This is a genomic window from Neisseria sp. HMSC070A01 (assembly GCF_001810165.1).
Lineage (GTDB): Bacteria > Pseudomonadota > Gammaproteobacteria > Burkholderiales > Neisseriaceae > Neisseria.
Window position 1 is genome coordinate 200,172 of the sequence record NZ_KV800125.1, and the last position, 26,675, is coordinate 226,846.

General features: G+C 47.7%; 20 protein-coding genes. 13 read left to right on the plus strand and 7 right to left on the minus strand.

The features are described 5' to 3' along the window. Positions 1–56 precede the first annotated feature (56 nt). Positions 57–1,367, plus strand: a complete 1,311-nt coding sequence (gene tig / locus HMPREF2711_RS07920) for a trigger factor (RefSeq protein ID WP_003746849.1) — start codon at positions 57–59, stop codon at positions 1,365–1,367. Between the two features lie 90 nt (positions 1,368–1,457). Further along, positions 1,458–2,078, plus strand: coding sequence for an ATP-dependent Clp endopeptidase proteolytic subunit ClpP (clpP, locus tag HMPREF2711_RS07925; protein ID WP_003683589.1), 621 nt, complete (start codon positions 1,458–1,460; stop codon positions 2,076–2,078). Positions 2,079–2,143: 65 nt separating this feature from the next. Here clpP and HMPREF2711_RS07930 read toward each other — a convergent pair whose 3' ends face one another. Continuing rightward, complete coding sequence (locus HMPREF2711_RS07930; RefSeq protein ID WP_070615940.1) at positions 2,144–4,129, minus strand: site-specific recombinase; 1,986 nt, start codon at positions 4,127–4,129, stop codon at positions 2,144–2,146. A 227-nt stretch (positions 4,130–4,356) separates the two neighbouring features. Then, entirely contained in the window at positions 4,357–6,930 is a 2,574-nt protein-coding gene (clpB, locus tag HMPREF2711_RS07935) for an ATP-dependent chaperone ClpB (RefSeq protein ID WP_070615942.1), read from the minus strand. Positions 6,931–7,189: 259 nt separating this feature from the next. Here clpB and trpS point away from each other — a divergent pair, with 259 nt between their 5' ends. The 3 genes from trpS (at position 7,190) to tpx (ending at position 9,361) form a co-directional block, all read left to right on the plus strand. Beyond that, a complete protein-coding gene (gene trpS, locus HMPREF2711_RS07940) occupies positions 7,190–8,200 on the plus strand; it encodes a tryptophan--tRNA ligase (protein WP_070615943.1) in 1,011 nt (336 codons plus the stop codon). An 84-nt stretch (positions 8,201–8,284) separates the two neighbouring features. After that, positions 8,285–8,824: a hypothetical protein gene (locus HMPREF2711_RS07945; protein ID WP_070615945.1), complete on the plus strand. Its 540-nt coding sequence runs from the start codon at positions 8,285–8,287 to the stop codon at positions 8,822–8,824. A 42-nt stretch (positions 8,825–8,866) separates the two neighbouring features. Beyond that, a complete protein-coding gene (tpx, locus tag HMPREF2711_RS07950; RefSeq protein WP_070615947.1) occupies positions 8,867–9,361 on the plus strand; it encodes a thiol peroxidase in 495 nt (164 codons plus the stop codon). Between the two features lie 103 nt (positions 9,362–9,464). On the opposite strand, the gene ftsH is transcribed toward tpx, so the two are convergent. Both ftsH and HMPREF2711_RS07960 read right to left on the minus strand, forming a co-directional pair. Further along, positions 9,465–11,426: an ATP-dependent zinc metalloprotease FtsH gene (gene ftsH, locus HMPREF2711_RS07955; RefSeq protein ID WP_003746860.1), complete on the minus strand. Its 1,962-nt coding sequence runs from the start codon at positions 11,424–11,426 to the stop codon at positions 9,465–9,467. A 70-nt stretch (positions 11,427–11,496) separates the two neighbouring features. Next, positions 11,497–12,117, minus strand: coding sequence for an RlmE family RNA methyltransferase (locus HMPREF2711_RS07960; RefSeq protein ID WP_003746862.1), 621 nt, complete (start codon positions 12,115–12,117; stop codon positions 11,497–11,499). Positions 12,118–12,228: 111 nt separating this feature from the next. Here HMPREF2711_RS07960 and yhbY point away from each other — a divergent pair, with 111 nt between their 5' ends. The 8 genes from yhbY to HMPREF2711_RS08000 all read left to right on the plus strand — a co-directional run bounded on the left by yhbY (position 12,229) and on the right by HMPREF2711_RS08000 (position 24,138). Continuing rightward, positions 12,229–12,516, plus strand: a complete 288-nt coding sequence (gene yhbY, locus HMPREF2711_RS07965) for a ribosome assembly RNA-binding protein YhbY (RefSeq protein WP_003746863.1) — start codon at positions 12,229–12,231, stop codon at positions 12,514–12,516. 223 nt (positions 12,517–12,739) lie between these two features. Then, a complete protein-coding gene (locus HMPREF2711_RS07970; RefSeq protein WP_003746867.1) occupies positions 12,740–14,167 on the plus strand; it encodes a tetratricopeptide repeat protein in 1,428 nt (475 codons plus the stop codon). Positions 14,168–14,787: 620 nt separating this feature from the next. Next, positions 14,788–17,451 (plus strand): pyruvate dehydrogenase (acetyl-transferring), homodimeric type, encoded by a 2,664-nt coding sequence (gene aceE / locus HMPREF2711_RS07975; protein ID WP_003746869.1) that lies wholly within the window; start codon positions 14,788–14,790, stop codon positions 17,449–17,451. A gap of 144 nt (positions 17,452–17,595) precedes the next feature. Continuing rightward, positions 17,596–19,203 (plus strand): dihydrolipoyllysine-residue acetyltransferase, encoded by a 1,608-nt coding sequence (gene aceF / locus HMPREF2711_RS07980; protein WP_003746871.1) that lies wholly within the window; start codon positions 17,596–17,598, stop codon positions 19,201–19,203. 77 nt (positions 19,204–19,280) lie between these two features. Beyond that, a complete protein-coding gene (gene lpdA / locus HMPREF2711_RS07985; protein WP_003746873.1) occupies positions 19,281–21,065 on the plus strand; it encodes a dihydrolipoyl dehydrogenase in 1,785 nt (594 codons plus the stop codon). Between the two features lie 89 nt (positions 21,066–21,154). Beyond that, complete coding sequence (locus HMPREF2711_RS07990) at positions 21,155–21,493, plus strand: P-II family nitrogen regulator (RefSeq protein WP_003746874.1); 339 nt, start codon at positions 21,155–21,157, stop codon at positions 21,491–21,493. A gap of 392 nt (positions 21,494–21,885) precedes the next feature. Beyond that, a complete protein-coding gene (gene mpl, locus HMPREF2711_RS07995) occupies positions 21,886–23,262 on the plus strand; it encodes a UDP-N-acetylmuramate:L-alanyl-gamma-D-glutamyl-meso-diaminopimelate ligase (protein ID WP_070615950.1) in 1,377 nt (458 codons plus the stop codon). Positions 23,263–23,490: 228 nt separating this feature from the next. After that, positions 23,491–24,138 (plus strand): DUF1287 domain-containing protein, encoded by a 648-nt coding sequence (locus HMPREF2711_RS08000; RefSeq protein WP_070615951.1) that lies wholly within the window; start codon positions 23,491–23,493, stop codon positions 24,136–24,138. 141 nt (positions 24,139–24,279) lie between these two features. Here HMPREF2711_RS08000 and HMPREF2711_RS10890 read toward each other — a convergent pair whose 3' ends face one another. The 3 genes from HMPREF2711_RS10890 to HMPREF2711_RS08010 are packed head-to-tail and all read right to left on the minus strand — an operon-like array spanning position 24,280 to position 26,570. Then, entirely contained in the window at positions 24,280–24,408 is a 129-nt protein-coding gene (locus HMPREF2711_RS10890) for a FeoB-associated Cys-rich membrane protein (RefSeq protein ID WP_003683546.1), read from the minus strand. Further along, positions 24,405–26,273 carry a ferrous iron transporter B gene (locus HMPREF2711_RS08005; protein WP_070615952.1) on the minus strand — a complete coding sequence of 623 codons (1,869 nt, stop codon included), beginning with the start codon at positions 26,271–26,273 and terminating at the stop codon, positions 24,405–24,407. Before HMPREF2711_RS08005 ends, HMPREF2711_RS10890 begins: the two co-directional genes overlap by 4 nt. A 27-nt stretch (positions 26,274–26,300) precedes the next feature. Then, the gene (locus HMPREF2711_RS08010; protein ID WP_049336635.1) at positions 26,301–26,570 is read right to left on the minus strand and encodes a FeoA family protein; all 270 of its coding nucleotides are present in this window, start codon (positions 26,568–26,570) and stop codon (positions 26,301–26,303) included. Between the last annotated feature and the right edge of the window lie 105 nt (positions 26,571–26,675).

Here is a 26,675-nt window from a genome sequence, read left to right on the forward strand (position 1 = left end):
TCGGGGGATTAAGCAGAAGGATAACCGTTTAAACACAACAAATTTAAGGGCTTACGATGAGCGTAACTGTTGAAACTTTAGAAAATCTGGAACGCAAAGTAGTATTGTCTCTGCCTTGGTCCAAAATCAACGCAGAAACTGAGAAAAAACTGAAACAAACCCAACGCCGTGCAAAAATTGACGGCTTCCGTCCGGGTAAAGCACCGTTCAAAATGATTGCCCAAATGTATGGCGCAAGCGCACAAAACGACGTTATCAACGAATTGGTACAACGCGAATTCTACGATGTTGCCGTTGCTCAAGAATTGAAAGTTGCCGGTTACCCACGCTTTGAAGCCGTTGAAGAACAAGACGATCAAGAGTCTTTCAAAGTTGCCGCTATTTTTGAAGTCTTCCCTGAAGTAACCATCGGCGACCTGTCTGCCCAAGAAGTAGAAAAAGTAACTGCAACCGTTGGCGATGCCGAAGTTGACCAAACCGTAGAAATCCTGCGCAAACAACGCACCCGTTTCAACCATGTTGACCGCGAAGCACAAAACGGCGACCGCGTCATCATCGACTTCGAAGGCAAAATCGACGGCGAACCTTTCGCCGGCGGCGCGTCTAAAAACTACGCTTTCGTATTGGGCGCAGGTCAAATGCTGCCTGAATTCGAAGCCGGTGTTGTCGGCATGAAAGCCGGCGAAAGCAAAGACGTTACCGTAAACTTCCCTGAAGACTACCACGGTAAAGATGTTGCCGGTAAATCTGCCGTGTTCACCATCACTCTGAACAACGTTTCAGAAGCTACTTTGCCTGAAGTTAACACTGACTTTGCCAAAGCTCTGGGCATTGAAGACGGCGACGTTGCCAAAATGCGTGAAGAAGTGAAGAAAAACGTCGGCCGCGAAGTTGAACGCCGCATTGGTGAACAAACCAAAGAATCTGTCATGAACGCCCTGCTCAAAGCGACTGACTTGCAAGTTCCTGTTGCTTTGGTCAACGAAGAAGCGGCCCGCCTGGCAAACGAAATGAAACAAAACTTCGTTAACCAAGGTATGGCTGACGCTGCCAACTTGGATCTGCCTTTGGATATGTTCAAAGAACAAGCAGAACGCCGCGTTGCTTTGGGTCTGATTTTGGCTAAATTGGTTGAAGAAAACAAACTTGAGCCAACTGAAGACCAAATCAAAGCCGTTGTTGCCAACTTCGCTGAAAGCTACGAAGATCCTCAAGAAGTTATCGACTGGTACTACGCAGAGCCTTCCCGCCTGCAAGGCCCGACTTCTTTGGCAGTAGAAAGCAACGTTGTTGATTTCGTTCTGAGCAAAGCCAAAGTAACCGAAAAAGCGCTGTCTTTTGACGAAGTAATGGGCGCACAAGCTTAATTGCTCTAAGGCCGTCTGAAACAGACAATCAAAAGCACCGAAGCGCTTTAAATGGCTTTGGTGCTTTTCCATCATTAACAGGAGACAAAAATGTCCTTCGATTTCAATAACTACCTTGTCCCTACCGTTATCGAACAAAGCGGTCGCGGCGAGCGCGCATTCGACATCTACTCACGCCTTTTGAAAGAGCGCATCGTTTTCTTGATCGGCCCGGTAACAGATGAATCTGCCAATCTGGTTGTTGCGCAATTACTGTTCTTGGAAAGTGAAAACCCTGATAAAGACATCTTCTTCTATATCAACTCTCCGGGCGGTTCGGTTACTGCCGGTATGTCGATTTACGACACCATGAACTTCATCAAGCCTCATGTTTCTACCTTATGCTTGGGCCAAGCAGCAAGCATGGGCGCATTCTTGTTGTCCGCAGGCGAAAAAGGCAAACGCTTTGCCCTACCAAACAGCCGCATCATGATTCACCAACCGCTCATCAGCGGCGGCTTGGCCGGTCAGGCTTCCGATATTGAAATTCACGCTAAAGAGCTGCTGAAAATCAAAGAGAAACTGAACCGCTTACTCGCCAAACATTGTGATCGCGATTTGGCTGACTTGGAACGCGATACCGACCGCGACAACTATATGTCTGCCGATGAAGCTAAAGAATATGGTTTGATTGACCAAGTTTTGGAAAACCGAGCCTCTCTGCAAGCCTAATCTTTATCGGTTTTAAACTAAAAGGCCGTCTGAAAAGTATATATTCAGACGGCCTTTCTTCAATTTTACTTCGTGTTGTCTTTATTATTCACTTGAACCGGATACAGCAAAATCAAAGGATTAGCTTTCACTTGACTCCAGAAGCTCTTCAGCAGATTACGCATACTGCCCAAACGCGTGCCGCGAGAACGGAGCGCAACAGCCAAAGCTAAAGAAAAGCTGACCACCAGATTCACCATACCGATTGCCAATACACTTGCCAAGCCAAGCATAAAAGTGAATATATCTGCATGACCGCTAATCGTGGCATAACCCAAATTTGCCGAAGAAAATGCTACATGGCGAATATCCAGCGGCAAGCCGAAAAGATGGCCGAAATAGCCGGTCATCCCCAAAAGCATACCGAAAATAAAATTGCCCATAAGCGAGCCGTAATGCTTATGAATATAAGCGGCCAAACGGCGGCGCGGCTGCGGACGCATGATTTTTCGTAAAAACGGATTAAACGGCAGGCGCTGACGCAGGTTCAGATAATCGGAACGGTTGTCAAAAAAGCCAGCAATAATCCCTGAGCAAAACAACCATACACCGGCAATAGCGGCATACCACAAGGTCGGTTGGGTAAAAATCTCAATAGATTTGAACTGATAGGCCGTAACTGCCTCATTCAGCAAAGGCTGACCATGCGTATGGGCATAGCCCAAAGCAATTCCTGCCGCCAACAATACCGCAATCGATACATTGCCAAACACAGCGACACTTTGCGAACGGCACACATCAATCAGCAGTTTAGCCAATTTATTGTCCACCGCTTTGCTGCCTTCATTCGAGTCCACCTGTTCGGCAAAGCTCGCCGCCGTCATGGCAGGCTGTTTGGTTGCAACAGTGCAATGCAGCATATGAATCAGCATAAAGCCCAAACCATAATTGAGCCCGGCCAAGAATGAAGTAGTAAATTCGCCGAACCCCAAAGACGCAATATGGATTTTATTCAATGCCATCAAAGCAATAATTACGCCGCCGCCTGCTGCGGAATAAAACATTTTGAAATATTCGCTACGGTTGCGCGTAATGTAATGCTCGCCATGATGACTTTTGTTTTCCGTAATACTGCGTGCCAGCATTCGGATACTGCTTTTACGCAAGTGGCTGGTGCTGTATTGCTCCACCGCCGCATAAATCATCGCATTCATCAGATTGACAGTTAAGCGGGTGCGGCTGGTTTCGATTTGAATATTGGTCAACAATTTCAGGCGGTCTATGGTTTGTTGCAGGCGTTCGAGCAAGTGGGCAACTTTTACCGACGAACCAGACCCTGCTCCCGTACCGCGACGGCGCAGATAGTCAATTTGATTTTCACACTGGTCAAACATAACCTCCAAGTGCGCCGTGTCATAAGTTTCTTCACTATGGCGATAATGTTCCACCATCTTCGCAACTTCGCGCTGTAAAGCGACAAATGCAGAATCCGCTTCCAACAAACGGGGGGCAATCCGTATTAAATCCGGCTCAATCGCTTCGGAAGCAATCCAGATGGACAACATTTCTACCGCACGCAAACGTGCATCTGTCAATTGTCGGCTGGCCGTCTGAAGCAAAGCGGGATCCGCCTTAGCCAACAACAATTCATACATACCCAGCCATTGTCGCAAACTCAGTGTTTGCAACCATTTATCATCGTTTTTAGAATGAAAAAGATATAAAAATACTTCGCGCAAGTTGGAAAAATCTTTATAAGACGGGCTGAACCGCTCATAAATCCGTATGCCCATTTCCCGGGTAAAACTATGGCGAGAGAAAATACCCAGCTTAATCAGCGCAGGATAAATGTGAACTTTAGACAGCCAAGTATAAAAGCGCAGGCTGAATTGACGGCATAAAGCATCGTCTTGTTTTAACGTAGATAAAATCAAATCAAAACGTTCGGAGGCCTTCTTTTTGCCTCCTCGGCGCAAAAATTTGATTAAGGCGTTGAGGATAAGAACAAAGTCGGTATCGTTTAAGCGTTCCGACAAAATAATGTGAAGATTTTGATTAGTCAGTTTTTGCATTGTAGTATTATTACATTAAATCAGATATTTAGCAAGAACCTTGGTAAATAAGTTAAATTATATCGCATTCTTTATCAAACTAAGGCATAAGATTTTGATCAATTTCCCTAAAATTCAAAGAATAATCAAATTACATAACAATTATATAATATGAACCAATAATCAAGAAAGGCCGTCTGAATTCTTTCAGACGGCCTGTTACAACAAAATACTACATTAATTTAATCCTATGCAAACAAGAGTTTACCACCCTCTTCTTTAACATGGATTGTGCTATCGGGCGCATATTTGCCTTCAAGCAAGGCTTTTGCCAGCGTGTTTTCGATTTCCGACTGGATGGCGCGTTTGAGCGGACGGGCACCATACACAGGGTCGAAACCGGCTTTGGCAATCAGATCCAAGGCGGCATCATCGACTTTCAGATGCAGATGTTGCGCTTCCAAACGTTTTTCCAAACCTTTAAGCTGGATTTTCGCAATGCTGCGGATATTGGCCTGATCCAAACCGTGGAACACAACAACTTCGTCAATACGGTTGATCATTTCAGGACGGAAATGTTCTTTCACATCCTCCATCACAACTTCTTTTACTGCTTCGTAGTCCTGAGTACCCATTTGTTGGATATGTTGGCTACCAATATTGGAAGTCATGACGATAACAGTATTTTTAAAGTCCACAGTACGACCTTGTCCGTCGGTCAAACGGCCGTCATCCAAAACTTGCAGCAAGATGTTGAACACGTCTGGATGGGCTTTTTCCACTTCGTCCAAAAGAATCACGCTGTACGGTTTGCGGCGGACTTGTTCGGTCAGGTAACCGCCTTCTTCGTAGCCGACATAGCCCGGAGGCGCACCGATTAAGCGGGCAACGGCGTGTTTTTCCATGTATTCGGACATGTCGATACGGATGAGGTGGTCTTCGCTGTCGAACAGGAAGCCTGCCAAGGCTTTGCACAACTCGGTTTTACCCACACCGGTCGGACCTAGGAACAAGAAGCTGCCGTAGGGTTTGTTCGGATCGGCAAGGCCGGAGCGGCTGCGGCGGATGGCGTCGGACACGGCACGCACGGCTTCGTCTTGACCAACCACACGGCGGTGCAATACTTCCTCCATTTTCAGCAGCTTGTCACGTTCGCCTTCCATCATTTTGGACACGGGGATGCCGGTCATGCGCGATACAATTTCGGCCACTTCGTCCGCGCCGACTTCAGTGCGGAAGAGTTTGTTTTGTTTTTTACCCTCAGGATTGCTTTCCGCCGCCTGCAACTGTGCGCCTAATTTCGGCAACTCGCCGTATTCGAGTTCGGACGCGCGGGCAAAGTCGCCTTGGCGTTTGGCCTGCTCGATTTTGACTTTGATGTCGTCCATCTGTTTCTTGATGTCGGCGGTGCTGGAAGATGCGGCTTTTTCGGCTTTCCAGATTTCGTCCAAATCAGCGTATTCTTTTTGCAAGCCGTCGATTTCTTCGTCTATCAGTTCCAAACGTTTTTTGCTGGCCTCGTCGCTTTCTTTAGCAACGTGCATTTTTTCCATTTTGAGCTGGATGATGCGGCGGTCGAGTTTATCCATCTGCTCAGGTTTGCTGTCCAGTTCCATTTTGATGCGGCTGGCTGCTTCGTCAATCAAATCAATCGCTTTATCAGGCAGGAAGCGGTCGGTGATGTAGCGGTCGCTCAATTCCGCTGCGGCAACGATGGCGGGGTCGGTGATGTCGATGCCGTGGTGGATTTCATAACGCTCCTGCAAACCACGCAAAATGGCGATGGTGTCTTCCACGCTGGGCTCGCCAACCAATACTTTTTGGAAGCGGCGTTCGAGTGCCGCATCTTTTTCGATGTATTGGCGGTATTCGTCCAAAGTGGTCGCGCCGATGCAGTGCAGTTCGCCGCGTGCCAAAGCCGGTTTCAGCATATTGCCCGCATCCATCGCGCCGTCGGTTTTACCCGCGCCGACCAAAGTATGGATTTCGTCGATGAAAATCAGGGTGTTGCCGTCGTCTTTAGCCAAGTCGTTCAACACGCCTTTCAAGCGTTCTTCAAATTCGCCGCGGTATTTTGCGCCGGCAATCAAAGCCGCCAAATCCAAAACCAGCAGGCGTTTGTTGCGCAGGGATTCGGGCACTTCGCCGTTAACAATACGTTGCGCCAAGCCTTCAACAATAGCGGTTTTACCCACACCCGGCTCACCAATCAGCACAGGGTTGTTTTTGGTACGGCGTTGCAGCACCTGAATCGCACGGCGGATTTCGTCGTCGCGGCCGATAACGGGGTCAAGTTTACCGTCACGGGCGCGTTGAGTCAGGTCGAGTGTGTATTTTTTCAGCGCATCGCGTTGGTCTTCAGCATTGGCATCATTCACGTTTTGTCCTCCTCGTACCGCGTCAATTGCGGCATTGATGTTTTGTTCGGTTGCACCGGCATCTTTCAAAATTTTGCCGGTAGCGTCATTCTGCTGCACCAAAGCCAACAGGAAAAGTTCGCTGGCGATATAGGCATCGCCGCGTTTGGTTGCAGCCTTGTCCATCAAGTTCAATACAGCTTGCAGCTCACGGCTGGGCATAATATCGCCACCCTGGCCGGATACTTTCGGCAGGCTGTTTAAATGCTGCTGCAAACGTTGTTTCACTTGAGGCACATTCACACCTGCATGAGCCAGTAACGCAGCAGCTCCACTGTTTTGATCATCAAGCAATGCCTTTAAGATAAAACCAGCCTCGAGATAGCTGCTGTCCGCAGCCAAAGCCAAGCTTTGACCTTCTTGCAGAGCTTGCTGAAATTTAGCAGTCAATTTATCAAATCTCATTTTACGTTCCTCTACAAATATATTTCTGTTGAAGCCTATATAGGCGCAAATGTGGATAACTCAAGAGTTATTTTTTCATTAAATAGTAAATTTTATTTATGTTATTGTTTTATATTGATTTATTTTTATGATTTTATGTGTATAACTTTTCTTTTCCAGTTATCCCGTACGTAAAAGGCCGTCTGAAAAATCAAGAAGAATCAGGTATAATCGGCAACATATTAATTTTCAGACGGCCTTTGCGCCGAAGGATACTTTCATGAGCAAAAAACGAGTTTTAACAGGCGTTACCACAACAGGTATTCCACACTTGGGCAACTACGTCGGCGCCATCCGCCCGGCTATCCGCGTGGCGCAAGATTCCAATACTGAATCATTCCTCTTTTTGGCCGACTATCACGGCATCATTAAATGTCATGAGCCGGAAATGATTCATCAATCTACTCAAGCTGTTGCCGCCACATGGCTCGCCTGCGGACTCAATCCGGAACAGACTACTTTCTACCGTCAAAGCGATATTCCCGAAGTGATGGAGTTGAACTGGATTCTGACCTGTATCACCGCAAAAGGTCTGATGAACCGCGCTCACGCTTACAAAGCCGCAGTACAGGCAAATACCGAAAACGGTCAGGAAGATCCGGATCACGGCGTGGAAATGGGCCTATACAGTTACCCTATCCTTATGACTGCCGACATCCTTATGTTCAATGCCCATGAAGTACCAGTCGGTCGCGACCAAATCCAACACGTCGAAATGGCGCGCGATATTGCCGGTCGCTTTAACCACCGCTTCCAAGAGCTCTTTACCCTGCCCGAAGTGAAGATTGATGAAAATGTCGAACTCTTGGTCGGCTTGGACGGACGTAAAATGTCCAAATCCTACGGCAATACCATTCCGCTTTGGGAAAACGACAAGAAAACCCAAAAATCGGTTAACAAAATCATCACCAACATGAAAGAGCCCGGTGAACCAAAACAGCCTGATGAAAGTCCTCTGTTTGAAATCTACAAAGCCTTCTCCACGCCTTCTGAAACTGCCGAGTTCACACAAATGCTGGCCGAAGGCCTTGCTTGGGGCGAAGCCAAGAAACTCTTGGGCGCAAAAATCAATGCCGAACTCGCAGAACCGCGCGAGCGTTACAATGAGTTGACAGCCAAACCCTCTCAAATTGAAGACATTTTGCAGGCCGGCGCACAAAAAGCGCGTAAAGAAGCACGCGAATTGTTGGATAAAGTCCGCGATGCAGTAGGTATTCGTCCGTTGAAATAATAATAGTAAGGCCGTCTGAAAATTTCAGACGGCCATAATATCGTTTATTATTTGAAATATAATCATTTTTCTAGGGTTTCTCATATGAAAAAAACCTTTCCCCTTATCTTGCTCAGCCTTTCATTGGCTGCCTGCGGCGGTAAATCTGAAGATACTGCAGCCAATGATGCTGCTTCAGGCAAAGCGCCCAAGCCTACCTTCAAAGTTAAATATATCGATGAACAAGCCATAACCGGTTTGGATTTAGGTACAGCTCAAGACGGCGAAACGAAAGAAGGTAAGAAACAACGCACCTATCCGATTAACGGCATAGAGGGCGGTGTTATCAATCTGATTGGTAAGCACCCTACCGACTTAGAAGTCATCAGCGGCCAATGCATGGAAAAAAATGAAAAAGGCGTTTCAGCCGGCTGGTCCGCCAACGGAGTTTGCCACACTGCCTTTGCAAAAATGGTGGACAATATTGCCCAAGACGGCGGCAAACTGACCGACTATCTGATTTCACACGCTGCTTTGCAACCTTATACTGAAGGAAAAAGCGGTTATGCCGCTGTACAAAACGGCCGCTATATTTTAGAAATTGACAGCGAAGGCATGTTCTATTTCCGTCGCCGTCATTACTAAAACCCAGACTATCCTATTTTCCCCTAACACAAGGACTGAATCATGGCTCAAGTTACTTTCCAAGGCTCTCCTATTTCTACAAACGGCAATTTGCCCGCTATCGGCCAAGTTGCACCTGATTTCACATTGGTAGCAGCAGACCTATCTGAGAAATCATTGGCTGACTTTGCAGGCAAACGCAAAGTGCTGAATATTTTCCCTAGCATTGACACCGGCGTATGCGCCCAGTCCGTCCGCACTTTCAACAAACGTGCCTCTTCGTTAGAAAATACCGTCGTTTTGTGTATTTCTGCAGATTTACCGTTTGCACAAGCCCGTTTCTGCGGTGCAGAAGGTTTGGAAAATGTAGTGACACTTTCTACATTCCGCAGCAGCTTTTCTAACGATTACGGTGTTACACTGACAGAAAGCCCATTACGCGGCCTGACTGCCCGGGCAGTGGTGGTTTTAGATGAGCAAAACCAAGTTCTCCACGCTGAGTTGGTTTCTGAAATTGCGAATGAGCCTGACTATGAAGCAGCTTTGGCTGTTTTGTAATTAACCAAATAAAATCAGGCCGTCTGAAGATTTTCAGACGGCCTTTAGCTTATCTTCAAAATAAAAACGGTAGCTTAAAAGCTACCGTTTTCTGTTTCAAACCTTATACAGATTTATCTGTTTTGTCTGCTTCTACTGACTCAGTATTTTGAACCTCATTTTGCTCAACAGATTCAACAGCTTCAGCAACAGGCGCTTCAGGCTCTTCTACTTTGTCATCACGGACATTGTGGCTGTAATCTTTAGGTGGACTAGGTTGTTTACCGGCCATAATTTCCAAAACTTGGTCTCGATCGATGGTTTCCCAATCCATCAGTGCTTTGCACATGGTTTCCATCTTATCGCGATTTTCATCCAAGATTTTGTAAGCCACTTGGTATTGCTCATCCAAAATACGGCGGATTTCCGCATCGATATCTTGTTGGGTTTTCTCGGAAATATTTTGAGAACGGGTTACGCTGCGACCCAAGAATACTTCACCTTCGTTCTCAGCATAAACCATCACACCCATTTTGTCGCTCATACCATAACGCGTTACCATCTCGCGAGCCATTTGAGTTGCACGCTCAAAGTCGTTAGATGCGCCGGTAGAAATACGGCCGACAAAAATATCTTCAGCAATACGACCACCAAACAAGATTGAGAGCTGGCTCAGCATTTGGTCTTTATACATGCTGATGCGGTCACGCTCAGGCAGCTGCCAAGTCAAACCCAATGCACGGCCACGAGGCATAATCGTTACTTTGTGAACCGGATCGGTAAACGGCAGGCTTTCCGCTACGATTGCATGGCCAGCCTCATGATAGGCTGTCGCACGTTTTTCATCTTCGTGCATTACCATGCTACGACGTTCCGGACCCATGTAGATTTTGTCTTTCGCATCTTCAAAGTCGCTTTGATCGACTTTAACTTTATTACGACGGCCGGCAAACAAAGCTGCTTCATTGACCAAGTTTGCCAAATCCGCACCTGAAAAACCAGGTGTACCTCGTGCTAAAGAAGTCAAATCTACGGATGCATCCAAAGGTACTTTTTTAGCGTGTACTTTCAAGATTTGCTCACGGCCACGGATATCAGGCAATGGAACAACGACTTGACGATCAAAACGGCCCGGACGCTGCAACGCTGGGTCAAGTACATCAGGACGGTTGGTTGCTGCGATCACAATAACGGTTTGGTTGCTTTCAAAACCATCCATTTCAACCAACAATTGGTTCAATGTTTGCTCACGCTCATCATTGCCACCACCCAAACCGGCACCGCGCTGACGGCCGACCGCATCAATTTCATCGATAAAGATGATACATGGCGCGTTTTTCTTAGCCTGCTCGAACATATCGCGGACACGGCTCGCACCGACACCGACAAACATTTCTACAAAATCAGAACCTGAAATACTGAAGAATGGCACACCGGCCTCACCAGCAATCGCTTTAGCCAGCAATGTTTTACCCGTACCAGGGCTACCTGCCAACAAAATACCGCGCGGTACACGACCACCCAGACTTTGGTAGCGATTGGGCGATTTCAGGTAATCCACGATTTCTTGTACTTCTTCTTTTGCCTCATCACAACCGGCAACATCGGCAAAAGTCACTTTATTGGAATCTTTATCCAACAAACGCGCACGGCTTTTACCAAAAGAGAAGGCGCCGCCTTTACCGCCACCGCCGCTTTGCATGCGCATGAAGTAGAACCATGCACCAATCAACAACAAAACAGGCAGCAGGCTGTAAAACAGACTGGCCAGCATGCTTGGTTTTTCTTCCGGAGTCACTTTGACGCGTACTTTGTTGTCCAACAGTGTTTTAACCAAGTTGTCATCCAAAGGCGCATTGGTATAGAAGGCAGTTTTATCGGTGCGCTCACCTTTAATCAGATAGCCGCTGACAACAGATCCTTCAATATTGACATTGGATACTTCGCCACTATTAACTTGCTGAATAAATTGAGAATATTCGATTTGCTGTTTATCTTCCTGCTTATCGCTGAGTGCATTGAATGCTGCTAAAAGCATAGCACCACCCACTACCCAAACTAATATGTTTTTAATGGTATTCCCCACTGAACAGGCTCCATGGTTACAAAATAAATAAAATCAAGGGAAAGAATTTTAAAGCACCCACCCTACATTGTCAGCGTTTATTTTTGCCTAATAGGTAAATCTCACTGGAACGATTGCGGGAAGCATCCGGCTTTCGAGTTTGCACACTGGCAAAAATTTCGCTCATTGCCGCCGTATATTCCTGATAGCCCGCGCCTTGAAACACCTTCACCAAAAAACTGCCTCCGGGTTTCAAATGCTGCGAGGCAAAATCCAAAGCCAGTTCACACAGGTAAAAACTGCGTGCCTGGTCTGTTACGGCATTGCCTGACATATTGGGTGCCATATCACAGATTACAAGGTCTAACGGGCGATTATCCAACAAAGCTTCAAACTGCTCCAAAACAGCATCTTCCCGAAAATCGCCCTGAATAAACGACACACCATCAATCGCATCCATCGGTAAAATATCCAAAGCAAACACCGCTCCTGTTTTACCGACCAGCTTGGCTGCCACCTGTGACCAACTTCCCGGCGCACTGCCCAAATCCGCCAAAACCGTACCTGGTTTGATTAATTTATCTTTTTGATTGATTTCCAATAATTTATAAGCCGCCCGGGCACGATATCCGTCCTTTTGTGCCATATGGACATAATGATCATTGACGTGCTCATGCAGCCATGCTTTTGAAGATTTTGAGCGTACAGCCATCTTGATTTGAAATGCTTAAGTTAAAATCAGCATTGTACGTTATTTCCCCCGTAAATGTTCTAAATCGCGTACAATATAGCCATTATTCTTTTTAATTGGATACTTATTGATATGAGCGACAACAAATTAAGCACCAAAGAAATTTTGGCCTTGAAAGCCCAAGCACACCACCTCCACCCTGTCGTTATGGTTGGCCAACAAGGCTTGACCGAGTCAGTCATCAAAGAAACCGATGCCGCATTGACAGCACACGAATTGATTAAAGTCCGTGTTTTTGGTGATGATCGTGCTGAACGTATTGAAATTTGTGATGCACTATGTGAAACACTGGGTGCTCAATTGGTACAACATATTGGTAAATTACTTGTTTTGTGGCGTAAAAAACCTAACGATGAATAATTTAAACTGAATAAATAGCAGAAGTATTTTCTCAACCCACTTTATTCTATCTTCTGTTGTATTTATGCAGCATAAAACAATTTATTCCATTATTCTAAGCATAAAAATACAAATACGGTTGCCTGTTTTTGTAAATAACCCCAAAATTACAAAATCATAACGGCCGCACCCTGTCGGCCGATTATTTTATTCTTAATCCTTCACAAAATATAAAAGCAAACCGATGAATGCTCAACAATATGAAGAATCTTTTCTGCTGGCAGAAAAATTAATCACTCAAGATCCACCTGACTTTGCACGAGCCATCCCATTGCTCTGCGAGGCAGCAGAGGCGGGACATATCGAGGCTGCATTTCAGCTGGCAGGATGCCTGTTTGAAAACCACGAAAACGAACAAGATTTGGCAATTGCAGTTGAATATTTAAAACAAGCGGCAAGAGCCGGTCATCCCTATGCCCGCTACAATCTTCTCCAATTACAAGAAAATAACGGCGCAGAAGTAGAAACGCTTATTTCAGCCTATCAAGAGCTTGCCGAAGAAGGCTTGGTCCCGGCCCAGCTGCGCCTGATGCGTTTATATGCAGATAGCGGCAATGAACAGCAAGCAGTCAAATGGGCATTGAAAGCTGCCGAGCAACAAAACCCTCAGGCGCAATATTTCTTAGCCCAACACTACCAATACTCAAGCACCCCCGATTTAGAATATTCCCATACGCTCTACCAGCAATCTGCTGCACAGGGGTTTATTGCAGCACACTGGCAACTTGGTCTTCAATATAAATTGGGCCAAGGTGTCGCACAAAATCCTGAAAAAGCAATCGAACATTTACGCATTGCCGCCAATTACGACATTGTTCCGGCGCAAACTTCTCTTGCAGAACTCTTGTCGGCATCAAACCCTGCCGAGGCATTAGAATGGTTTGAAAAAGCGGCAGAACAAGGAGACAGCAATGCGCATGTAGCACTTGCCGAAATCTATCTATTGGGCAAAAACACCGAGCGAGACCCTCAAAAGGCCTATCTGCACGCTAAATTTGCTGCGGATCAAAATGATCCGGAAGGCTTGCGCCTTTTAGGTGATATCTATCGCTACGGATTAGGACGAGCAGTTGATGCAGACACCGCGCGTCAATATTATCAACGCTCGGCTGATTTAGGTAATCTTGTCGCCTACCAAAAACTTCTGTCTGACAGCGCATTGAATAACCAGCAAAACTATGAGCTGACGAAAGAAATCGCCCTCCAACGTCAGGAGGCTGAACGTCTATACAAGCTGGCATTTGCAGCGCACTATGGCTTAAAACGCCAACAGAATTACGCTGAAGCACTGGATCTATACCACCAATCCGCAGAACGTGGGCACAGCAAATCCCAAACCAATCTTGGCATGATGTATTACAGTGGACAAGGTGTACCTGTCGACTATGCCCAAGCTGCAAAATGGTTTGAAGCAGCAGCCAAACAAAGAGACACGATGGCTCAATATAATCTTGCCTGTCTGTATTATCACGGTATGGGCGTAGAAAAAGACATCAATAATGCTTGTTTCTGGCTGCAAGAAGCCATCCAACATGGACATGAACAGCAAGATGTTCTCAAAGAGCTTTTGGCTCAATGGAAGCAATTCGCTCAAAAAGGCTCTGCCGATTAAAGGCCGTCTGAAATTCTAACTTCCTACATAAATGACATGTCAGAGCTAAACTAAACAGCCTGTACATGTCATTTTTTTCATTTACCCTTCCTCAATAATCGTTATCTTCAAATCCCATTCCCTCTTAATCTCTTTAAAGTCTTCAGACGGCCTACTCTCTTTGTAAAGAATCAGATAATCTAAATTTTCCCTTTCAAACCCTAAACCCAATCCAAACTTTCAATTTACAACAAAATTTTAAAAATGTTTTTCGTATTCGAATCTATTTACTCAAACACCTGATACTTTTTACTGTATCCACTCAATATCTCGATTTAAAACAAACTCTATAACTCTTTTAAAAAATCCTAATTCCAACCTCTACATCCTATCAATATCTACAGCATGATTTGCCAGTTTGCCCAATTACTGATAGCATTTGCAGGTTAGCCGGTTCGCAAAAAGTTCAATTCTTTCTGATTTTTCATCAATGGTTATAACGTATTGAAAATATTTCAGTAATTAAAACTTTTTCGAATTTGACTCTAGGAATTTTCGTTTTTAACTCACATTTGTTCGCAAACGAAAATATCGGAGTAATACTCCGTCATTGAAAAACACTCAACACAAGGATAGATATTATGTCCACCCAATTACACGATGTTGACCCAATTGAAACCAAAGAATGGTTAGACGCGTTAAGCTCTGTTTTAGAATATGAAGGCAGCGAGCGCGCCCAATACCTGCTGGAAAGTTTGGTCAAATACAGCCGTGACAAAGGCATCCGTATGCCTCACGGCACCACTACTCCATACTTGAACACTGTTTCCGTTGAAGACGAAAAAGGCATCCCCGGCGACCAAAACATCGAACACCGCATCCGTGCATTCGTTCGTTGGAACGCTGCCGCTATCGTTTTGCGCGCGGGTAAAAAAGATTTGGAATTGGGTGGACACATTGCATCTTTCCAATCAGCCGCCACTATGTACGAAGTCGGCTTCAACCACTTCTGGAAAGCTAAAGGCGAAGGCGAAGAAGGCGATTTGGTATTCTTCCAAGGCCACGTAGCCCCTGGCATCTATGCACGCGCTTTCGTTGAAGGCCGTCTGACTGAAGACCAGCTGAACAACTTCCGTCAAGAAGTTGACGGCAAAGGTCTGCCTTCTTACCCTCACCCTCACCTGTTGCCTGACTTCTGGCAATTCCCAACCGTATCTATGGGTCTTGGCCCATTGATGGCAATTTACCAAGCACGCTTCCTGAAATACTTGGAATCTCGCGGTCTGGCTAAAACCAAAGGCCGTAAAGTATGGGTATTCTGTGGCGACGGCGAAATGGACGAACCTGAAAGCCAAGGTGCTATTGCTCTGGCTTCACGCGAAGGCTTGGACAACTTGGTATTCGTTATCAACTGTAACCTGCAACGTTTGGACGGCCCAGTACGCGGTAACGGCAAAATCATTCAAGAGCTGGAAGGCAACTTTGCCGGCGCCGGCTGGAATGTTGTGAAAGTCATCTGGGGTCGTCGTTGGGACCGCCTCTTGGCAAAAGACAAAGATGGCATCTTGCGCAAACGTATGGAAGAGTGCCTGGACGGTGACTACCAAACTTACAAATCCAAAGACGGTGCATACGTTCGCGAACACTTCTTCAATACGCCTGAACTGAAAGCATTGGTCGCCGATATGACCGATGAACAAATTTGGGCATTGAACCGCGGTGGTCATGACCCTCAAAAAGTGTACAACGCTTACGACCGCGCAGTGAACCACGCCGACGGCAAACCTACTGTAATCTTGGCGAAAACCATTAAAGGTTACGGCATGGGCGCATCCGGCGAAGGCCAAAACGTTGCCCACCAAGCCAAAAAAATGGACAAAGCGTCTCTGAAACAATTCCGTGACCGCTTTGACATTCCTGTAACTGACGAGCAAATCGACAGCGGCGACCTGCCTTACCTGACTTTTGCTCCCGACAGCGAAGAATACAAATACCTGCATGCACGCCGTGAAGCTTTGGGTGGCTACCTGCCTCAACGCAAACCTACCCCAGAAGTTCTGGAAGTGCCTGAACTGTCTGCATTTGATGCTCAACTGAAATCCAGCGGTGACCGTGAATTCTCAACCACCATGGCTTTCGTTCGCATCCTGTCTACTTTGCTGAAAGACAAAAAAATTGGCAAACGCGTGGTGCCTATCGTTCCAGATGAAAGCCGTACGTTCGGTATGGAAGGCATGTTCCGTCAATACGGTATTTGGAACCCTAAAGGCCAACAATACACTCCTCAAGATAAAGACCAACTGATGTTCTATAAAGAGTCTGTTGACGGTCAAATCTTGCAAGAAGGTATTAACGAACCAGGTGCTATGGCTGACTGGATTGCTGCTGCGACCAGCTACGCAAACAACGACTTTGCCATGATTCCTTTCTACATCTACTACTCTATGTTCGGTTTCCAACGCGTTGGCGACTTGGCATGGGCAGCAGGCGATATGCATGCACGCGGTTTCCTGCTGGGTGGTACTGCCGGCCGTACAACACTGAATGGCGAAGGTTTGCAACACGAAGACGGCCACAGCCATGTTCAAGCGGATTTGATTCCAAACTGCGTTTCTTACGATCCGACATTCCAATACGAAGTAGCCGTTATCGTACACGATGGCTTGCGCCGCATGTATGTTAACCACGAAGACGTGTTCTACTACATCACCCTGATGAATGAAAACTACACCCATCCAGACATGCCTGAAGGCGTAGAACAAGACATCCTGAAAGGTATGTACCTGCTGAAAGCCGGCAGCAAAGGCGACAAGAAAGTTCAATTGATGGGTTCCGGTACCATCCTGCAAGAAGTCATTGCCGGTGCTGAATTGTTGAAAGCCGACTTCGGCGTAGAAGCAGACATTTGGTCTTGCCCATCTTTCAACCTGTTGCATCGCGACGCTATCGAGGCAGAACGTTTCAACCGCCTGAATCCTTTGGAAACTGCAAAAGTACCGTTTGTTACTTCTCAACTGCAAGGTCATGACGGCCCAGTGATTGCCGCTACCGACTATATCCGCAGCTATGCTGACCGCATCCGTGCCTACATCCCTAACGACTACCACGTCTTGGGTACTGACGGCTTCGGTCGCTCCGACAGCCGTGCCAACCTGCGCAGCTTCTTCGAAGTTGACCGCTACAACGTTGCCGTTGCTGCATTGAGCGCATTGGCTGAGCAAGGCAAAGTCAGCAAAGAAACCGTTCAACAAGCTATTGAAAAATATGGTATCAAAGCCGATGCAGCTCCTAGCTGGAAACGCTAATTGATGTTTCAGACGACCTGTTTGCTTCATTCAGACATCAGGCCGTCTGAAAACCGAATGCTTGAATGGTTTGAACAAACTGTACCGATGCCGTGTGCAACAGTTTTCAGACGGCATCAAACTGAAAATATTAAAGGAACTCAAATGAGTATCGTAGAAATCAAAGTCCCTGATATCGGCGGTCATGAAAACGTCGACATCATCGCCGTAGAAGTTAAAGTAGGCGACACTATTGCCGTTGACGACACCCTGATTACGTTGGAAACCGACAAAGCCACTATGGATGTACCTGCTGATGCAGCTGGTGTCGTGAAAGAAGTTAAAGTTAAAGTTGGCGATAAAATCTCTGAAGGCGGCGTTATTCTGACCGTTGAAACCGGTACTGCCGCTGCTGATGCTGCTCCGGCACCTGCAGCAGAAGCTCCTGCTGCTCCAGTTGCTGCGCCTGCAGCCGCTCCTGCCGGTGGTGCTACCGTACAAGTTGTTGTACCTGATATCGGCGGCCACTCTGACGTAGATGTTATTGCCGTTGAAATTAAAGTTGGTGACACTGTTGCCGTTGACGACACCCTGATTACGTTGGAAACCGACAAAGCCACTATGGACGTACCATGTACCGAAGCCGGTGTGGTTAAAGCCGTATTCCTGAAAGTTGGCGACAAAGTATCCGAAGGCTCCGCCATTATCGAAGTAGAAACTGCCGGGTCTGCCGCAGCAGCTCCTGCTCCTGCCGCTCAAGCTGCCGCACCTGCACCAGCTGCCGCTCCGGCTCCTGCTGCACCAGCCGCTGCGCCTGCACCGGCTGCTCCTGCTGCTGCCAAAATCGACGAAGCTGCATTTGCAAAAGCTCATGCAGGTCCTTCCGCACGCAAACTGGCACGCGAATTGGGCGTAGATTTGGGCCAAGTCAAAGGTACCGGTCTGAAAGGCCGTATCATGGGCGAAGACGTTAAAGCCTTCGTTAAATCCGTTATGCAAAGCGGTGCAGGCAAACCTACCGCTGCTTCTTTGGGCGGCGGTCTGGACTTGTTGCCATGGCCTAAAGTTGACTTCTCTAAATTCGGCAGCGTCGAAGTTAAAGAACTGTCACGCATTAAGAAAATCTCCGGTCAAAACCTGTCTCGCAACTGGGTTGTGATTCCTCACGTTACCGTACACGAAGAAGCGGACATGACCGAATTGGAAGAATTCCGCAAACAGCTGAACAAAGAATGGGAACGCGAAGGCGTGAAACTGTCCCCATTGGCGTTCATCATCAAAGCCTCTGTTGCTGCGCTGAAAGCCTTCCCTGAATTCAACGCCTCTCTGGATGGTGACAACTTGGTGCTGAAAAACTACTTCAACATCGGTTTCGCAGCAGACACGCCGAACGGCTTGGTTGTTCCAGTGATCAAAGACGTGGATCAAAAAGGCTTGAAACAAATCAGCCAAGAGCTGACCGAATTGTCTAAAAAAGCCCGCGAAGGCAAGCTCAAGCCACAAGAAATGCAAGGCGCATGCTTTACCATTTCCAGCTTGGGCGGTATCGGCGGTACAGGCTTCACACCAATCGTGAATGCTCCTGAAGTTGCTATCTTGGGCGTGTGCAAATCCCAAATCAAACCGGTTTGGAACGGCAAAGAATTTGCTCCTCGCCTGATGTGCCCGTTGAGCCTGTCCTTTGACCACCGTGTCATCGACGGTGCCGCCGGTATGCGCTTTACCGTATTCCTGGCTAACCTGTTGAAAGACTTCCGCCGCATTACTCTGTAATCCGAGCATTTTCAGACGGCCTGAATAAAAAGGCCGTCTGAAAAAAGAAGTCCGAACATCATTCAGAAAGATTAGACATGAGCTTAGTTGAATTAAAAGTACCCGACATTGGCGGTCACGAAAATGTAGATATTATTGCGGTTGAAGTAAATGTAGGCGATACCATTGCTGTGGACGATACCCTGATTACTTTGGAAACCGATAAAGCGACTATGGACGTACCTGCCGAAGTTGCAGGTGTCGTTAAAGAAGTTAAAGTTAAAGTCGGCGATAAAATCTCCGAAGGCGGCTTGATTGCAGTCGTTGAAGCCGAAGGCGCGGCTGCCGCTCCTAAAGCAGAAGCACCTGCTGCTCCTGCACAAGAAGCACCTAAAGCTGCTGCTCCGGCTCCTCAAGCTGCACAATTCGGTGGTTCTGCCGATGCCGAATACGACGTAGTCGTATTGGGTGGCGGCCCCGGCGGTTATTCCGCTGCATTTGCCGCTGCCGATGAAGGCTTGAAAGTTGCCATCGTCGAGCGTTACAAAACTTTGGGCGGCGTTTGCTTGAACGTCGGCTGTATCCCTTCCAAAGCCTTGTTGCACAACGCTGCCGTTATCGATGAAGTACGTCACTTGGCTGCGAACGGTATCAAATACCCAGAACCAGAACTCGATATCGACATGCTGCGCGCCTACAAAGACGGCGTGGTTTCTCGCCTGACTACCGGTTTGGCAGGTATGGCCAAAGGCCGTAAAGTAGACGTTATCCAAGGCGACGGCCAATTCTTAGATCCGCACCACTTGGAAGTGTCGCTGACTACCGGCGACGTGTACGAGCAAGCGACCCCTACCGGCGAGAAAAAAATCGTTGCCTTCAAAAACTGTATCATTGCAGCAGGCAGCCGCGTAACCAAACTGCCTTTCATTCCTGAAGATCCACGCATCATCGATTCCAGCGGTGCTTTGGCCCTGAAAGAAGTACCGGGCAAACTGCTGATCATCGGCGGCGGTATCATCGGCCTCGAAATGGGTACAGTTTACAGCACGCTGGGTTCTCGCCTCGACGTCGTTGAGATGATGGACGGCCTGATGCAAGGCGCAGACCGCGACTTGGTAAAAGTATGGCAAAAACAAAACGAATACCGTTTTGACAACATCATGATCAACACCAAAACCGTTGCTGTCGAGCCTAAAGAAGACGGCGTTTACGTTACCTTCGAAGGTGCAAATGCACCTAAAGAACCACAACGTTACGATGCCGTACTGGTGGCTGCCGGTCGTGCGCCTAACGGCAAACTCATCAGCGCTGAAAAAGCCGGTGTTGCCGTAACTGACCGCGGCTTCATCGAAGTGGACAAACAAATGCGCACCAACGTGCCGCACATCTACGCTATCGGTGACATCGTCGGTCAACCGATGTTGGCGCATAAAGCCGTTCACGAAGGCCACGTTGCCGCTGAAAACTGTGCCGGCCACAAAGCCTACTTTGACGCGCGCGTTATTCCGGGCGTTGCCTACACTTCTCCTGAAGTGGCATGGGTGGGCGAAACCGAGTTGTCTGCCAAAGCCTCCGGTCGCAAAATCACCAAAGCCAACTTCCCATGGGCTGCTTCCGGCCGTGCGATTGCCAACGGTTGCGACAATGGTTTCACTAAGCTGATTTTTGATGCTGAAACCGGCCGCATCATCGGTGGCGGTATCGTTGGTCCTAACGGCGGCGATATGATCGGCGAAGTCTGCTTGGCCATCGAAATGGGTTGCGATGCAACCGACATCGGCAAAACCATCCACCCACACCCAACCTTGGGCGAATCCATCGGTATGGCTGCGGAAGTAGCATTGGGTGTATGTACCGACCTGCCGGCTCAGAAAAAGAAATAAGTTCACTCAAATAAAGTTTGAACGAACTTAATGGAACAAAGGCCGTCTGAATGTTTCAGACGGCCTTTTCTCAAATAAGGAGATTTAATATGAAAAAAATCGAAGCCATTATCAAACCTTTTAAACTCGACGATGTACGCGAAGTCTTGACCGAAATCGGCATTACCGGCATGACCGTCAGCGAAGTCAAAGGCTTCGGCCGCCAAAAAGGTCATACGGAAATTTATCGCGGCGCAGAATACGCGGTTGATTTCCTGCCCAAAGTGAAAATCGAATTGGTATTGGCTGACGACAAAGTCGATCAGGCTGTTGATGCCATTTTGGAAACCGCACATTCCGGCAAAATCGGTGACGGTAAAATCTTCATTTATCCAGTTGAAGAAGCCATCCGCATCCGAACCGGCGAACGTTCGGATGCCGCGCTTTAATAGAAATCACAAGATACAGAATACAAATGTCGTCTGAAAAAAGTCATGACTTGTTTTAATCAGGAATTATTTTTCAGACGGCATTATTGAATAACACCCCCCATTTTCTAAAGTCTATCCAAGCAAATCTGTTACTGAAAACCTCACGCTATCAAGCATGGAAGAATTCAAGGCAATGCTTCACCTGAACTTCATGAACGACTTTACCGTATCAAATAGCTCTTTTCAAAGTAATACTTACCCAATCAAAACCTCAACGCCCTCCTTTTAAAATCAAATCCCTCGTATTTTTTTCCTATTCTTATTATTGTCTAACTTTTCAGACGACCCCTTTATCCAAACTCCGTTATAATGACGGCTTTAAAATTAATTTATCCAAAGACAGTCTTATCATGAAACACATCCACATTATCGGTATCGGCGGCACATTTATGGGCGGCGTAGCGGCTATTGCCAAAGAAGCAGGTTTTAAAGTCAGCGGTTGCGACGCAAAGATGTATCCGCCGATGAGTACCCAGCTTGAAGCCTTGGGCATAGACGTACACGAAGGCTTTGATGCCGCTCAATTGGATAAATTTAAAGCCGATATTTACGTTATCGGTAATGTTGCCAAACGCGGCATAGATGTGATTGAAGCCATTTTGAACAAAGGCCTGCCTTATACTTCCGGCCCACAATGGCTGGCTGAAAACGTATTACACCAGCACTGGGTGCTCGGCGTAGCCGGAACACACGGCAAAACGACCACAGCCTCCATGCTGGCATGGGTCTTGGAATATGCCGGCCTTGCGCCGGGCTTCCTCATCGGCGGCGTACCGGAAAACTTCAGCGTTTCCGCCCGCCTGCCGCAAACGCCGCGCCAAGACCCGAACAGCAAATCGCCGTTTTTCGTCATCGAAGCCGATGAATACGATACTGCCTTTTTCGACAAACGTTCCAAATTCGTACACTACCGTCCGCGTACCGCCATTTTGAACAATTTAGAATTCGACCACGCCGACATTTTTGCCGATTTGGGCGCCATTCAAACCCAATTCCATCATTTGGTACGCACCGTGCCGTCTGAAGGCCTCATCGTCTGCAACGGACAGCAACAAAGCCTGCAAGAAACTTTGGACAAAGGCTGCTGGACGCCGGTGGAAAAATTCGGTACCGAACAAGGCTGGCGAGTTGGCACTGTTCATGCCGACGGCTCGTTTGACGTATGCCATCATGGCGAAACGGTCGGACACGTCGCTTGGGAACTGATGGGCGAACACAACCGCATGAACGCCCTCGCCGTTATCGCTGCCGCGCGTCATGCCGGCGTCGATATTCAGACGGCCTGCGAAGCCTTGAGCGCGTTTAAAAACGTCAAACGCCGCATGGAAATTAAAGGCACGGTAAACGGCATCACCGTTTACGACGACTTTGCCCACCACCCGACCGCCATCGAAACCACCATCGAAGGCCTGCGCCAACGTGTCGGTAATGCCCGTATCCTCGCCGTCCTCGAGCCGCGCTCCAACACCATGAAACTCGGCACCATGAAAGCCGCCCTGCCCGCAAGCCTCAAAGGTGCCGACCAAGTGTTCTGCTACGCCGGTGGCGTGGACTGGAACGTCGCCGAAGCCCTCGCGCCTTTGGGCGGCAAGCTGCACGTCGGCAAAGACTTCAATGCCTTTGTTGCCGAAATCGTGAAAAATGCCGAGGCAGGCGACCATATTTTAGTCATGAGCAACGGCGGTTTCGGCGGAATACACGGAAAGCTGCTGGAAGCATTAAAATAAGGGTTTATTGAAAGTTTTGAATGATTGAGGCCGTCTGAAAACCGGAGCTTGGTTTTCAGACGGCCTTTTATCATGAACTAAGTAAAATCTGTACTTACAAAAAACGATTTGGCAATAATAAAACCATTTATCCGTACATACGCGCAAGACTATTATTCGATTAAGCATTGCCAACCTTCCCCAAAATCTGATAAATAATGCATACAACATCTAAACCGTGCGTATATCATGAAACTTAAAACTGCCAAGCCTATATTTCTCAGCGTTATATTTTCCATCTTTCTGATTACAACAGCTGTATTTTTTGTCCGTAATCACGTATTTATTCCCAGTATTGACACCGATTCCCTACAACCCATTACCATACCAGACAAACCATCACCGCAAATCGTACAATCTGCGCGAAACCAAATTGGCAAAACCCTTCGTTACGACCCGGCTTACACGAAGCTCACTTATCCGATGGGCGATGTGCCGATATCAAAAGGCGTTTGCACAGACGTCATTATCCGAGCCTTACGTGACCAAAATATTGATTTGCAAGCGCTTGTTCATCAAGACATGAGTCAGAATTTCTCCGTTTATCCGAAACGTTGGGGATTAACGCAACCAGATACCAATATCGACCACCGCCGAGTTCCCAACCTAATGACTTATTTCACGCGTCAAGGCTGGGCAGTTCAAGATACAAACTATCAAGCTGGCGATATTGTAACTTGGGAACTGAAAGGAAACCGTCCCCATATCGGCATCGTCTCCGATCGAAAAATCGGCGACAGGCCCTTAATTATTCATAATATCGGTTCAGGAACCCGTGAGAACGACATCCTCTACCGCTACACCATTACCAGACATTACAGGCTTCCCGTTCGATAAACCTTAGCGCCAAATCCTAGGTACCTATTAATCTGAAAAGATAAAGAGCAAATATACCTCATCAGTTTACATAGCATTAAATACAAAAAAGGCCGTCTGAAACAGTTTCAGACGGCCTTTTACTTATCTAACCCTCTTTATTTAACCACAACCGCCACATTTACCGCAGCCGCTGCTGCAGTCGCGTTTTTTCGGTTTGAACACGAATTTTCGCAAGAGGAAGAATACGCAGGCGAGCATAATCAAGCCGACGATAATATATTGAGTCATGATGATAGTATCCTTGAAGAAATTTGATAAACCACGAATGCGGCAAAATAAGCCATCAGGAACAAATAGCCTGTAATCATAAGCATATTTTTCGTGGATTTGGTTTCGCGTTTAATTACGGTCAAAGTCGCGGCACACATCGGAGCATACACATACCAAGCCAAGAAGGCAAAGGCGGTCGGCAAGCCCCAGTTGTTGTGTATGATGGGAATTAATGCGTTTTGTACGGCATCTTCAGACGATGCGCTGACGGCGTAAACGGTACCCAAAGCGGCAACGACCACTTCGCGCGCGGCAATACCCGGAATCATGGCGATACACATTTCCCAAGTAAAACCCAAAGGTGCAAAAAACGGCTGAATAGCATGACCAAGCGTACCTGCCAAGCTGTAATCGATGGCGGCACCGGTTGCGCCTTCAGGCGGTTGCGGCCAGCTTACCAAGCCCCACAGAACCACGGCCAACGCAAAAATGATGGTACCCGCGCGTTTCAGGAAGGCTTTTACCCTATCCCACAAGCTGGTCATGATGTGTTTGAAGTTGGGCGTGCGGAAAGTCGGCAGTTCCATCAGAAGCGGGAATTGCTGCACATTGCCTTTCATCCGCGCCAAGCGTTTCATGATATACGCTGCCAATGCGGCCGACAGAATGCCTACGATATAAAGAATAAACAATGTCAGGCCTTGCAGGTTGAAAATCCCACCCACTGTACGGTCAGGAATAACAGCGGCGATAATCAGCGCATACACCGGCAAACGTGCGGAACAAGTCAGCAACGGCGCAACCGCGATGGTAACAAGGCGTTCGCGCGGGTCGTTAATGGTTCGCGCCGACATCACGGCAGGAACGGCACAGGCAAAGCTGGACAAAAGGGGAATAAACGAACGGCCGGACAAACCGCTTTTTGCCATGATGTTATCCAACAGGAAGGCTGCACGCGGCAGATAGCCCGAGTCTTCCAAAAGCAGGATAAAGGCAAACAAAATCGTAATCTGCGGCAGGAACACCAACACGCTACCCAAACCGGCAATGACGCCGTTGACGAGCAAGTCGCTGAGGATGCCCGGCTCCATGTTGGCGCCTATCCATTCGCCCAGCGCGGTAAAGCCGCCTTCGATGGCGTCCATAATCGGCGCCGCCCATGTGTAAACCGCTTGGAACACCATAAACAGGATGACCAGCAGCATAATCATGCCCCAGACGGGGTGTAGCACGATGTCGTCGAGTTTTTTGTGCCATGCGGGCAGCGTCATCTGGGTGCGTACCACTTGTGCTAAAATCGATTCGACTTCTTGATAAAGTTTGTCGCTATCCAGCGCATCGAGCGTGCGTTCGGCAGAGGCGGGGTTTGCGGGGAAAGAGCGTTTGCGCGGCAGCTTCGCCACGGCTTCGCGTACAGCCTGTACGCCCGACGCGCTCACTGCAACTGTTTCCAAAACAGGTGCATCCAACAACTCGCTCAGTTTGGCCGCGTCGATATTCAAGCCCCTTTTGCGGGCCACGTCGCTCAAATTCAGCGACACCACCATAGGCAGTCCCAGCGTTTTCAGTTCCAAAATCATGCGCAGGGTCATACGCAGGTTGGTCGCGTCGGCAACGGCAATAATGGCATCGGGCGGAATGCCCATCTTGCCTACCATTACATCTTTCGCCACCGCTTCGTCGGGGCTGGTCGTGCGTAGGCTGTATGTGCCCGGCAGGTCGATAATGCGGACGGCCTCGTCGTCGAGGAAGGCGCCCTCGCGCTTATCGACAGTTACGCCCGGATAATTGGCAACCTTGGCATGTGAGCCGGTCAAACCGTTGAACAAAACGGTTTTGCCGCAGTTTGGCGCGCCAATCAAGGCAAAATAGCTTAGTTCCATCATTTTTCCTTATTCTTTCAGACGGCCTTAAACGGCCTCAACGATACGACACATAATCTTCCCGGCCTCTTCCGAACGCAGGGAAAATTGGGATTGATTGCCCAAACGCACTGCAAATGGCCCTCTTCCAAAACCACCGACTGCAATCACTTGCAACGGCATTCCGCTGGTAAAACCCAAATCCGCAAGACGACGGGTTACCAAGGAATCCAATTCACCAAAAACAGGGTTGGAAATAATAGAATCAATATGGACGACTGCGCCTTTTTTCAGGCGCGACAAAGGAACAGCAGACATAAGCCTCTCTTTTCATTTGTTTTAAAAAATCAGATTATTAGAAATGTGAGAAGTGCTGACGAATGTGTGGCACATTTGAAAGGTTGGTTATGAGTGGCTATTCGC

Bases quoted from the DNA above. Each gene is read 5' to 3' on its own strand.
- tig (WP_003746849.1), top strand. From the start codon at position 57: ATGAGCGTAACTGTTGAAACTTTAGAAAATCTGGAACGCAAAGTAGTA.
- clpP (WP_003683589.1), top strand. From the start codon at position 1,458: ATGTCCTTCGATTTCAATAACTACCTTGTCCCTACCGTTATCGAACAA.
- HMPREF2711_RS07930 (WP_070615940.1), bottom strand. From the start codon at position 4,129: ATGCAAAAACTGACTAATCAAAATCTTCACATTATTTTGTCGGAACGC.
- clpB (WP_070615942.1), bottom strand. From the start codon at position 6,930: ATGAGATTTGATAAATTGACTGCTAAATTTCAGCAAGCTCTGCAAGAA.
- trpS (WP_070615943.1), top strand. From the start codon at position 7,190: ATGAGCAAAAAACGAGTTTTAACAGGCGTTACCACAACAGGTATTCCA.
- HMPREF2711_RS07945 (WP_070615945.1), top strand. From the start codon at position 8,285: ATGAAAAAAACCTTTCCCCTTATCTTGCTCAGCCTTTCATTGGCTGCC.
- tpx (WP_070615947.1), top strand. From the start codon at position 8,867: ATGGCTCAAGTTACTTTCCAAGGCTCTCCTATTTCTACAAACGGCAAT.
- HMPREF2711_RS07960 (WP_003746862.1), bottom strand. From the start codon at position 12,117: ATGGCTGTACGCTCAAAATCTTCAAAAGCATGGCTGCATGAGCACGTC.
- yhbY (WP_003746863.1), top strand. From the start codon at position 12,229: ATGAGCGACAACAAATTAAGCACCAAAGAAATTTTGGCCTTGAAAGCC.
- HMPREF2711_RS07970 (WP_003746867.1), top strand. From the start codon at position 12,740: ATGAATGCTCAACAATATGAAGAATCTTTTCTGCTGGCAGAAAAATTA.
- aceE (WP_003746869.1), top strand. From the start codon at position 14,788: ATGTCCACCCAATTACACGATGTTGACCCAATTGAAACCAAAGAATGG.
- aceF (WP_003746871.1), top strand. From the start codon at position 17,596: ATGAGTATCGTAGAAATCAAAGTCCCTGATATCGGCGGTCATGAAAAC.
- lpdA (WP_003746873.1), top strand. From the start codon at position 19,281: ATGAGCTTAGTTGAATTAAAAGTACCCGACATTGGCGGTCACGAAAAT.
- HMPREF2711_RS07990 (WP_003746874.1), top strand. From the start codon at position 21,155: ATGAAAAAAATCGAAGCCATTATCAAACCTTTTAAACTCGACGATGTA.
- mpl (WP_070615950.1), top strand. From the start codon at position 21,886: ATGAAACACATCCACATTATCGGTATCGGCGGCACATTTATGGGCGGC.
- HMPREF2711_RS08000 (WP_070615951.1), top strand. From the start codon at position 23,491: ATGAAACTTAAAACTGCCAAGCCTATATTTCTCAGCGTTATATTTTCC.
- HMPREF2711_RS10890 (WP_003683546.1), bottom strand. From the start codon at position 24,408: ATGACTCAATATATTATCGTCGGCTTGATTATGCTCGCCTGCGTATTC.
- HMPREF2711_RS08005 (WP_070615952.1), bottom strand. From the start codon at position 26,273: ATGGAACTAAGCTATTTTGCCTTGATTGGCGCGCCAAACTGCGGCAAA.
- HMPREF2711_RS08010 (WP_049336635.1), bottom strand. From the start codon at position 26,570: ATGTCTGCTGTTCCTTTGTCGCGCCTGAAAAAAGGCGCAGTCGTCCAT.